Raw genomic sequence first — 10,460 nt, forward strand, 5'->3', positions numbered from 1 at the left:
TTTAAATTTAAAAATGGCTTGTTGTACGCGTTATTAAGCCCTGTTTAACTAGGCTTTTTTAACCATTTTAGCGTAATAAAAACCATCACTTTCACCCGGAAGTAGCTGTAAACCCGGTATGGTGAGGGTGTCTTTATCATGAAGAGGAATATGCTCTACGTCATCGTTATTAGCTAAAAATTTAGCAACTTGTTGTTGGTTTTCTTTTGGAAGAACCGAACATGTTGCATATACCAATGTACCACCAGGCTTGAGTAGAGGCCAAATGCTATTGAGTATATCGCCTTGTAGTGCAGCTAAGTCTTCAATGTCGGATGCACGGCGTAGCCATTTTATATCAGGGTGGCGACGAATAACGCCGGTTGCTGAACAAGGCACGTCTAATAAAATACGATCGAACTGTTCATCGTCCCACCATGTGTGCGGTTGCGATGCATCACCACATTGTAGGTCGGCACCTAAACCTATACGGGTTAAGTTTTGCTTTACGCGTTCAAGGCGAGTGGCATCGCTATCAAGTGCAAGTACGTCGGCGTCGGCAAGCTCTAATATATGGCATGTTTTACCGCCAGGTGCTGCACAGGCATCTAAAATAACGTCATCATCTTTTGGCTCTAAAAAGCGAGCAGCTAATTGCGCTGCTGCATCTTGCACTGAACAAGCACCCGTATCAAACTCAGGAAGTGAAAAAACATCACGCGGCTTGGCTAGTTTAATCCCGTCTATAAAGTTTGGGTTTAATGTATGTTCTATATCGTTAGCCGTTAGCATATCGCTGTATTCTTGCGTGCTAAATTGTGATTGATTTACACGTAACCACATTGGCGCTTGTTGCTGGTTTTCTTCAAGTATGGCTTCCCAGTTTTCTGGGTAGGCTTCTTTTACCTGTTTAATAAACCAATTGGGGTGGTTGTATAAACACACTGGAATAAGCTTTGCTTTTTCTTCAAGCTCTGCTTGCTGGCGTTGAAAGCTACGTAAAATAGCATTTATTAACCCTTTTAACCCTAGTGCACGCATTTGACCCAGTGCATTTACGGTCTCGCTAATTGCTGCATGCGGTGGAACGCGCATGTGCTGCAATTGATAAATACCTACGTAGAGTAAAAACTGAAAAATTCTGCGTTTACCTTTTAGTGGGCTTTCTACTAAATGTTGGCAGTAGTTTTCAAGGCTAGGTAAGTAGCGTAATACGCCATAACAAATTTGCTGTAACAGTGCTTTGTCTTTTGGTGGTAAACCTTGGCTTGCAAATGGTAGTTCTTGATTAAGCGAAGCGCCTTTATCAACCACGTTATATAAAGTCTCAGCGGCTAGCGCTCGTACGTTTTGTACTTTATTCATTATTTTCGCCTAATAGTGTGCCAGGGCTAACCCAGTCACTGCGACCATTTAAAAAGTCGCTAATTGCCATTGGTTTTTTACCTTGCGGTTGTAACTGAGTAATACTTAAAGCGTGTTCACCACAGGCAACCACAACACCGTTTTTATCACTTGTTAATATTTCGCCTGGCTTACCTGATTGATCAACTACTTTCGCTTGGTATATTTTTACGGTTTGTTCGCCCATTTGGGTAAAACACACTGGCCAAGGATTAAAAGAGCGAATATTACGTTCTATTTGCACGGCGCTCATAGACCAATCTATATTTGCTTCTTCTTTAGAGAGTTTTTTAGCGTAGTTAGCTAGCGCATCATTTTGAGGCTCAGGGGTAATGTCGTCATTAGCTAGCTTATTAACGGTGTCGATTAATGCACTAGGACCTAACTCTGCTAGTTTGTTATATAAACTGGCACTGGTTTCTGTGTCACTAATAGAGCAGCGGCTAATATGCAGCATGTCGCCGGTATCTAAGCCCTCATCCATTTGCATTATGGTTACGCCCGTTTCCTCGTCACCCGCCCAAATTGCACGTTGAATAGGCGCAGCACCACGCCAGCGAGGTAGTATAGAACCATGCACGTTTAAGCAGCCTAAGCGTGGCGCATTTAAAATAGCTTTGGGTAAAATTAAGCCATAGGCCACCACAATCATTATGTCGGCGTTTAAAGCGGTGAGCTCTGCAAGTGCCTCATCATTTTTTAATGACTGAGGCTGAAAAACAGGCAAGTCATTTTCAAGTGCTAGCGCTTTAACTTCGCTCGCTTTTAATTTTTTACCACGACCTGCTGGGCGATCTGGTTGACTATATACGCCCACAATTTCATGTTCGCTATTTATTAGCGCTTGTAAATGGCGTGCGGCAAAATCCGGCGTACCGGCAAATATTATGCGTAATGGTTGGATCACTGAGTTTTCCTAAGGTACTGATTACTGTGCTGCAAACTTAGCTTCTTTTTCAAGCTTTTTACGAATACGTTGGCGCTTTAATGGAGATAAGTAATCAATAAATAGCTTGCCTTGAAGGTGGTCTAGTTCGTGTTGAATACAAATAGCTAATAGCTCATCTGCGTCTAACACAAATTCTTCACCGTTTTCGTTTAGTGCAGCCACAGTCACTGTTTCTGCTCGGTCTACTTTTGCGTAAGAGTTAGGCACTGACAAACAGCCTTCTTCGCTAATCGTTGACCCATCTTTTTTAATGATTTGCGGGTTAATTAATACCAGTGGTTCGTCACGCTCTTCAGAGACATCAATAACCACAATACGCTGGTGGATATTTACTTGTGTTGCTGCTAGACCAATGCCATTTTCGTCGTACATGGTTTCGAGCATGTCTTTTACAATTTGGCGAACTTGGTCGTCAACGTCTGCAACATCTTTTGCTATTGTACGTAAACGCTCATCTGGAAATCTTAAAACTTCTAACCTAGCCATTAGTTACCTTTTTCACTTGTGCTTAATTTAGGGTATTGTATGCTCTTATTTTAGCCATTCACGTTCACCTTTAACAGGTTTTGAGCAATAATAATGAAAAAACAATACAAGGAAGCTCAATGAAATTTCCGTTAGTTGCAATCATACTGGCACTAAGCACCTCTTTTGGGGCGATTGCTGATGTGCTAAAAATAAAAAAAGATGCACCAAAACAGTATGTTGTAAAAAAAGGTGATACGTTGTGGGATATATCTGGCATTTATTTAGACGAGCCATGGTTGTGGCCAGAACTATGGCAAATGAACCCGCAAATCGATAACCCTCACCTAATTTATCCGGGTGATGCGTTGGCACTTATATACGATGCTGACGGAAATCCACGTTTAGTTATTAATAAAGCGTACCGAAAGCTGTCACCTCAAGGACGTATTACCCCAAAAGGGTTGAATGCAATTACCACTTTACCTTTGCAAATGATTAAACCTTATTTAAGTTACGAGCAAGCGATTAACAGCGACGATATAAAAAATATGCCGTATGTGTTAGGTGCTAACGAAAACACAAAAACACAAACGTTAGGCCATATTTTATACGTTAAAGGTGACTTAAAAGTACATGGTGCTTATGCGATTTACAACGAGGGTGAACCCTACAGAGATTTAAACACAGGCGAAGTATTAGCAACGCGTGCATCGTACGTTGGCATGGCGCGAGCGTTTAGAAGTGGCGATGAAAGTAATGGTGTGCCGTCGTCATTACGTGTTGAGTCAGTAAAACGAGAAATTAAACAAGGTGATTTTTTAATGCCAGCAATGGAGGGGCAGTTGCTGCCAGCCTATTTCGATATTCACCGCCCACTAGAGCCAGTAGAAGGGCAAGTTATAGCGTCTCCTCGCCAAGTAAGAGAATTCAGCACAATGGATGTTGTAGTGCTAAACTTAGGCAGCGAGCAAAATATTGAACCAGGTCATGTTTTAGATTTAGAGCGTGAATCACCTACGGTTATTGATGGCCCTCGTGGTCCTCGCTACCCAGAAGATTCAAGTAAATTTGAAAAGCTGTTATCTGATGCAAGTCAGTTGTTTAGTAATAAAGCTGACGAAGATAATACAACATGGAAAATGCCTAAAGAAAAAGTAGGCGAGTTAATTGTATTCAAAGTGTATGACAAAGTAAGTTATGCATTAATAACAAAAAACCAGCACCCAATTCGCGTTGGAGATATTGCAGTTATTCATTAAGAAGTAGCGAGTCGGTGCTCTAGGAGAGAGCATGGATCAGTCATCAGGCAAGTTAGCTCACTGGCTTGCCTTTTATATGTGTAAGGGATTAGGCACAAAAACCTTATTAGCCCTATCTAAACACCACCCACTTGAGTCATTGTTTGACTTACCCAACACTAAATTACATGAGTTAGGGTTAACTGCTAATCAGGCCAGTAATTTACTCAATACAGATTGGCAAAAAGTACAGCATTATGAGCGGCGTGTTGCAGAGCATAATATTGAAGTTATTTGTTTTTTTGATACATGTTACCCAGATTCATTAAAACACATAGCTAGCGCACCTTTATTATTATTTTGTAAGGGCGATGTGTCTTTACTTTCTAGCTCGCAAATAGCCATTGTTGGTAGCCGTAACGCCACCCCAACAGGGCTTGAAATAGCCTCCGAGTTTGCCTACGAATTAACAAAGGCTGGTATTACTGTGACATCGGGCATGGCCAGAGGAATAGATGGCGCAGCACATAAAGGTGCTTTAGCAGGGAGTGGTAAAACTATCGCGGTATTAGGCACGGGTGTTGATATTTACTACCCTAAACGCCATAAACTATTAACAGAACAAGTACTCAATAGTGGTTTATTAATTAGTGAGTTTTTACCCGGAACCGCCGCTAACGCACATAATTTCCCTCGTCGAAATAGGATTATTTCGGGCTTATCTTTAGGTGTATTAATTGTTGAAGCTGAAATTAAAAGCGGCTCATTAATTACTGTGCGTTATGCGCTTGAACAAAATAAAGAGGTGTTTGCAGTACCAGGCTCTATTAAAAACCCGCTTGCACAAGCCAGCCACTTTTTAATTAAGCAGGGTGCTAAACTTGTTGAAAATGTGACAGATATTTTAGATGAAGTGAGCTTTTCTTATCAAAGCGGTCTATATAGTAAAGAAGAGACGCTTCAGCAAAGTAGTGATTGTGAAGTTTTAAACAGTATTGGGTTTGAGGTAACAACTGTTGACGATATTGTACGCCGTGTTCAATGGCCAATAGATAAAGTACTGGCAAGGTTGCTTGATTTAGAGTTAGACGATCAAATTGAACGCATTTTAGATGGTTATATTAGGCTTAGCGTAGGAAGGTAGCATGTTCGATATTCTTATGTATCTATTTGAAAATTACATTCATAGCGAAGCTGACATTTTTGCTGAGCAAAATGAATTAACCGACGAGTTAGTTCGTGCAGGCTTTAATAAACCAGAAATATTTAAAGCCTTAAATTGGCTAGAACAGTTAGCCGATTTACAACACAGCGATGAATCTCCTTATTTAATCGCTAACCCAGGGCGCGCTATTCGTATATTTACAGAAAGCGAATGCAATATGTTAAACGTTGAGTGTCGTGGCTTTTTAATGTTTGTTGAGCAAATTGGGGTTATTAACAGTATTACCCGTGAAATGGTTATGGATAAGCTTGCAGCACTTGATAAGCCAGCGATTAGCTTAGATGATTTAAAGTGGATAGTGCTTATGGTGTTATTTAATGTCCCCGGCTCTGAAGAAGCATACGAGCAAATGGAAGACTTAATTTTTGATGAGCCCACCGAGTTATTGCATTAATAACTTATGAATTTATTTATATAACCCAAATTACTAGAGATGAAGCGCATAGCATAGCTTGTATCTTTAAGTGGTTTGGGTATATTAGGCGAAAATTCACTTATCTCTTAGGAACACCATGAGTAAAATCGACCATTCGCTTTTCTCGGCGAATAAGCACGCCTTAGAAAAAGAATACGAAGTATGCCCACAGTGTGGTTCAGAGTTAGTGATCCGCAACAGTAAGTCAGGCCCTTTTTTGGGGTGTGCAAGTTACCCTCAATGTGACTTTATTAGGCCATTAGTACAACACGAAAGTAACGAAATAAAAGTACTTGAAGATTCCTCTTGCCCTCAATGCAGCAAACCGCTGGTGGTTAAAAATGGCCGTTACGGTATGTTTATTGGTTGTACGGGATACCCTGATTGCCATTATATTGCAAACGACAACGAGCAAAAGGAACAAGAGGCTACGTTACCCGCATGCCCAAAATGCAAAAAAGGCCACTTAGTTGCTCGCAGTAATAAGTTTGGGAAAGTATTTTACTCATGCGACAGCTACCCAAGCTGTATATACACGCTTAATAATAAACCTGTAGAGCAGCCATGCCCAAAATGTGATTGGCCCATCGTCATAGAAAGACACATGGCAAATGGTACACTACTGCAATGCCCGCAAAAAAGTTGCATGCATAAGCTTACTCAATAACGTTTAACATTTTTGGAGACCACCTTGTCAGAACTTTCAAATACGCCTTCAGCACTTACATGTTTAAATGAAGGCGAAGTTATTGTTTATCCAACAGAGGCTGTGTTCGGTTTAGGATGTGACCCCGATAATCAGCATGCCGTTGAAAAATTATTGGCAATTAAGCAGCGACCAGTTGAAAAGGGCCTTATTTTAATTGCTGATAATTATGGGCAATTATTAAAGTATGTTGATGATGCTAAAGTACCTATGGACAAACGTGCAGACATATTTTCTAGTTGGCCTGCTGCTATTACGTGGGTTATGCCAGCGGCAAAAAGCACACCAAAATGGTTAACAGGGCAGTTTGATACTATTGCGGTTAGGGTAACAAATCACCCAACAGTTAAGCGCTTATGCCAAGAGTTTGGAAAGCCACTGGTATCAACCAGTGCAAATTTAACAGGCCAAGAAACAGTAATAAGCATTGAGCAAGCAAAGGAGCAATTTGCTGATCAAGTTGGCTTTTATGTTGATGAGCCGTTAGGTGGAAACACACAACCCAGCACAATAAAAGATGCCATGACCGGTAAAGTATTTAGAGGGTAATATGCAAAGCGAATTATTAGAACAAGTAAAAGCCTACTTTATGGCTTTGCAAGATACTATTTGCCAAGGGCTAGAAGCTGCAGATGGCAGTGCTAAATTTGTCGAAGATAGCTGGCAAAGAGCTGAAGGCGGTGGTGGCCGTACTCGAGTAACTACTGATGGTAACGTAATTGAGCAGGGGGGCGTAAATTACTCTCATGTATTTGGCGCATCCATGCCAGGTTCTGCAACCGCCCATAGGCCAGAGCTTGCAGGGCGTAGTTTTCATGCTTGTGGGGTTTCACTTGTTATTCATCCCAAAAACCCGCACGTACCAACAAGTCATGCCAACGTACGCTTTTTTATAGCCGAAAAAGAGGGCGAAGAGCCAATATGGTGGTTTGGTGGAGGTTTTGATTTAACCCCTTTTTACCCGGTATTTGAAGACGTACAGCATTGGCATCAAGTTGCACACGATATATGTGTGCCGTTTGGTAGTGATGTTTATTCAAAATACAAAACATGGTGCGATGAGTACTTTTACCTTAAACATCGTGATGAAACACGTGGGGTGGGTGGTTTATTTTTCGATGATTTAAATGAACTAGGCTTTGAGCAAAGCTTTGCATTTATGCAGTCAGTCGGCAATGGCTTTTTAGATGCCTATATTCCGATTATTGAACGTCGCAAAAACGATGAGTACACTGAACAGCAACGTGACTTTCAGCTCTACCGCCGTGGTCGTTACGTTGAGTTTAACCTAGTGTGGGATAGAGGCACATTATTTGGATTGCAAAGTGGCGGCCGAACAGAGTCTATTTTAATGTCGATGCCACCACTGGCTCGCTGGGAGTATAACTTTACACCAGCTGAAAACAGCCTTGAGGCAAACTTATATCAGTATTACTTGCGACCACAAGCTTGGCTTTCAAGTAAACTAGAAGAGCTAATAGCTCGAGAGTGGCAAATATAAACAATAAAAAAGACGCTTTCGCGTCTTTTTTATTGTTTATGATTAATGTTGGTTAATCATGTGGCTTGCTAGCTGAGCAAATGAATTTTTAAGCCCTTCTCGAAGTAGTGGGTTGTCAATTTCAATATCAAGAGTTTTGTTCATACAATACATCCATTGATCCCTTAATTCCTGGTCAATTAAAAATGGCATATGGCGTTTACGTAACATGGGCTGCCCGTGCTTTTGCTCAAATAGTGAAGGCCCACCTAACCAACCAGATAAAAACTCGAAAAAGACTTGGCGAATTCTATCTAATGGTTGAGGATGCATATCATATAACGGTTTAGCGTATTCATCTGAGGCCATAATGTCGTAGAATCGTTCGGAAATAGCGCGTGCACCTTTCTCTCCGCCAATGATTTCGTAAGGCGTTTTTTCAGGTGTAGGTGTTTGATCTACTTTCTTAGGGTTAGATTTAGAAAAAAGTCGTTTAATCATATTATTTATCATCGATTATAAGCAGCACTTAGCTGCAAAGAGGTTGTTTTAAAATGGACAAATATGCGGTTTTTGGAAATCCAATTAAACATTCAAAATCCCCCGCGATACATAAACAATTTGCTATCTCGCTAGGTGAGCAAATCGACTATCGCGCAATATTAGCACCTATCGACAGCTTTGAAAAAACAGTATCGACATTTTTTGAGCAAGGTGGAAAAGGTGCGAACGTTACCATGCCATTTAAAGAACAGGCGTTTGCAATGGCTGATGAACTTACACCGCTTGCTAAAATAGTCGGTGCAGTTAATACACTTAAAAAAAGAAACGATGGAACATTATTAGGAGATAACACCGACGGTGTTGGTTTTGTAAATGACCTCCTTGCTAACAAAGTTGTGATTACAAATAAGCGTATTTTAATAATTGGTGCTGGTGGTGCTGCAAGGGGGGTAATATTACCATTGCTTGAACAAAAACCCGCAGAAATTATTATTGTTAATCGTACCGCTCAAAAAGCAAAAGACTTAGCTCAGCTATTTGCTGAATACGGAAAAGTTTCAGGCTATGGGTTCGATGATTTACCAGTAAGCGATTACTCACTAATTGTAAACTCAACGTCTAGTAGCATGAATAACGAATTACCAGCCTTAGCTAAAAAGCACTTAACATGCTGTGATGTTGCATACGATATGTTTTATTCACTGACAAACACTATTTTTATGAACTGGGTTGCAGAGCATAATAACAATACTAAGCTTTTAGATGGTAGTGGTATGTTGGTAGGGCAGGCAGCACAAGCTTATTATGTTTGGCATAACAAAATGCCAGAAATTCTCCCCGTGGTTAAAGCACTTAAACAAGGCTCACTAAAATGAACCAAGCTGTACAATTTATAGATAGACTCGAGTTTAGAGAGCCTGATCATCAGTTAGTGTTTTTTGCTCAAGTGAGTGGCATGCTGGTGGAGTGTGTTATTGCGATAAGTAAACTTAAACTCACGGATGAAAGTCACGCTACAGATTATTTTGAAAAATACCGTTTTGAATACGAAGAACGTGCCGAGCAACTAATAGAAGAAGAAAGTTATAACTCGGCAGGTCAAATTGAAGTGGAATTAGTTAGCTTCAGCTAGATATTCATCTTTTAATTGGACATAGTTATCTGCCGATATCTTTAAGAAAGCGAGCTCCTGCTCAGTCAATGGACGGGCTTGCTTTGCTGGACTTCCTACATACAAATAGCCTGATTCCAGGCGCTTATTTGGTGGTACCAACGAGCCCCCACCAATAATAACATCATCTTCTACAATTACATTATCCATGACAATCGCACCCATACCCACGAGTATACGGTTACCAAGTACGCACCCATGTAGCATCACTTTGTGACCAACCGTTACATCATCGCCTATTATAAGAGGGTAACCATCTGGATTGCTTTTAGTTGCACGCGATAAATGTAATACACTGCCATCTTGAATATTAGAGCGCTCACCAATACGAATATGGTTAACATCGCCGCGAGCAGCAACTAAAGGCCATACACTGCTATCATCGCCTATAGTAATATCACCGACTAATACAGACGACTCGTCTATATAAACAGACTTATTAAACGCAGGGGTAATTCCTTTATAAGAACGTATTGCCATATATGCACCTTTAAATTAAACATATTAAGTGTATTAGTGTAGCAGTAGTGCTTATTTCAGTGCCAGTAAAGCCTATATTGTTTATAAAACTATCAGTTTTAAGGGCTTTCGTTCATATACTGACCGAACAGTGTTTTATTTTAGTTTTTCTTTGAAAAAGTACTTGCGTAAAAATCTGTTCTCCCTATAATGCGACCCCACTGAGACGGCAGGCGCCAACGCATAGCGAGGCAAGAGTTAATCAGAGAGTTAAGTAAAACTTCGGTTTTAAATTATCGTAAGAAAGTTTAAAACAAAGTATTGACTCGAAAAATAAAGGATGTATTATACGCATCCCTAGCGACAACGTCGCAACGTTCTTTAACAATATAAAGCAATCATCTGTGTGGGCACTCGTACAGATTGAGTTCTAACAGCCAAGCTGGATAGGTTGTGAGGCTA

The 10,460-nt window shown here is 40.6% G+C and carries 13 protein-coding genes; 8 read left to right on the forward strand and 5 right to left on the reverse strand.

Annotated elements, in window-relative coordinates:
• Nucleotides 1–48 precede the first annotated feature (48 nt).
• From rsmB to def, 3 genes are read right to left on the reverse strand one after another with little or no spacing between them, the layout of a single operon-like run.
• Nucleotides 49–1,344 (reverse strand): 16S rRNA (cytosine(967)-C(5))-methyltransferase RsmB, encoded by a 1,296-nt coding sequence (gene rsmB / locus CWB65_RS18820; RefSeq protein WP_008130806.1) that lies wholly within the window; start codon nt 1,342–1,344, stop codon nt 49–51.
• Complete coding sequence (fmt, locus tag CWB65_RS18825; protein WP_138741228.1) at nt 1,337–2,290, reverse strand: methionyl-tRNA formyltransferase; 954 nt, start codon at nt 2,288–2,290, stop codon at nt 1,337–1,339. The genes rsmB and fmt overlap by 8 nt, the downstream gene beginning before the upstream one ends.
• A 21-nt stretch (nt 2,291–2,311) precedes the next feature.
• Nucleotides 2,312–2,818, reverse strand: coding sequence for a peptide deformylase (gene def / locus CWB65_RS18830; RefSeq protein ID WP_006794002.1), 507 nt, complete (start codon nt 2,816–2,818; stop codon nt 2,312–2,314).
• A 119-nt stretch (nt 2,819–2,937) separates the two neighbouring features.
• On the opposite strand from def, the gene CWB65_RS18835 reads away from it, so the two are divergent.
• The 6 genes from CWB65_RS18835 to hemF all read left to right on the forward strand — a co-directional run bounded on the left by CWB65_RS18835 (nt 2,938) and on the right by hemF (nt 7,885).
• A complete protein-coding gene (locus CWB65_RS18835; RefSeq protein WP_006794003.1) occupies nt 2,938–4,059 on the forward strand; it encodes a LysM peptidoglycan-binding domain-containing protein in 1,122 nt (373 codons plus the stop codon).
• 31 nt (nt 4,060–4,090) lie between these two features.
• Nucleotides 4,091–5,182: a DNA-processing protein DprA gene (dprA, locus tag CWB65_RS18840; RefSeq protein WP_138741229.1), complete on the forward strand. Its 1,092-nt coding sequence runs from the start codon at nt 4,091–4,093 to the stop codon at nt 5,180–5,182.
• A 1-nt stretch (nt 5,183) separates the two neighbouring features.
• Nucleotides 5,184–5,657 (forward strand): DUF494 family protein, encoded by a 474-nt coding sequence (locus CWB65_RS18845; RefSeq protein WP_006794005.1) that lies wholly within the window; start codon nt 5,184–5,186, stop codon nt 5,655–5,657.
• Nucleotides 5,658–5,775: 118 nt separating this feature from the next.
• Nucleotides 5,776–6,345: a DNA topoisomerase family protein gene (locus CWB65_RS18850; protein ID WP_138741230.1), complete on the forward strand. Its 570-nt coding sequence runs from the start codon at nt 5,776–5,778 to the stop codon at nt 6,343–6,345.
• A gap of 24 nt (nt 6,346–6,369) precedes the next feature.
• Complete coding sequence (gene tsaC / locus CWB65_RS18855; protein ID WP_006794007.1) at nt 6,370–6,933, forward strand: L-threonylcarbamoyladenylate synthase type 1 TsaC; 564 nt, start codon at nt 6,370–6,372, stop codon at nt 6,931–6,933.
• 1 nt (nt 6,934) lies between these two features.
• Nucleotides 6,935–7,885 (forward strand): oxygen-dependent coproporphyrinogen oxidase, encoded by a 951-nt coding sequence (gene hemF / locus CWB65_RS18860; protein WP_138741231.1) that lies wholly within the window; start codon nt 6,935–6,937, stop codon nt 7,883–7,885.
• A 42-nt stretch (nt 7,886–7,927) separates the two neighbouring features.
• On the opposite strand, the gene CWB65_RS18865 is transcribed toward hemF, so the two are convergent.
• Nucleotides 7,928–8,365 carry a group II truncated hemoglobin gene (locus CWB65_RS18865; RefSeq protein WP_138741232.1) on the reverse strand — a complete coding sequence of 146 codons (438 nt, stop codon included), beginning with the start codon at nt 8,363–8,365 and terminating at the stop codon, nt 7,928–7,930.
• Nucleotides 8,366–8,418: 53 nt separating this feature from the next.
• On the opposite strand from CWB65_RS18865, the gene aroE reads away from it, so the two are divergent.
• On the forward strand, nt 8,419–9,243 hold the full coding sequence (aroE, locus tag CWB65_RS18870; RefSeq protein WP_006794010.1) for a shikimate dehydrogenase: 825 nt from the start codon (nt 8,419–8,421) through the stop codon (nt 9,241–9,243).
• Nucleotides 9,240–9,500 carry a DUF1488 family protein gene (locus CWB65_RS18875; RefSeq protein ID WP_008130816.1) on the forward strand — a complete coding sequence of 87 codons (261 nt, stop codon included), beginning with the start codon at nt 9,240–9,242 and terminating at the stop codon, nt 9,498–9,500. Before aroE ends, CWB65_RS18875 begins: the two co-directional genes overlap by 4 nt.
• Here CWB65_RS18875 and CWB65_RS18880 read toward each other — a convergent pair.
• Nucleotides 9,483–10,019 carry a gamma carbonic anhydrase family protein gene (locus tag CWB65_RS18880; protein ID WP_006794012.1) on the reverse strand — a complete coding sequence of 179 codons (537 nt, stop codon included), beginning with the start codon at nt 10,017–10,019 and terminating at the stop codon, nt 9,483–9,485. The genes CWB65_RS18875 and CWB65_RS18880 overlap by 18 nt on opposite strands.
• Nucleotides 10,020–10,460 lie beyond the last annotated feature (441 nt).

It is taken from the genome of Pseudoalteromonas sp. S554 (genome assembly GCF_005930865.1).
In the GTDB taxonomy this organism is placed as follows: domain Bacteria; phylum Pseudomonadota; class Gammaproteobacteria; order Enterobacterales; family Alteromonadaceae; genus Pseudoalteromonas; species Pseudoalteromonas marina.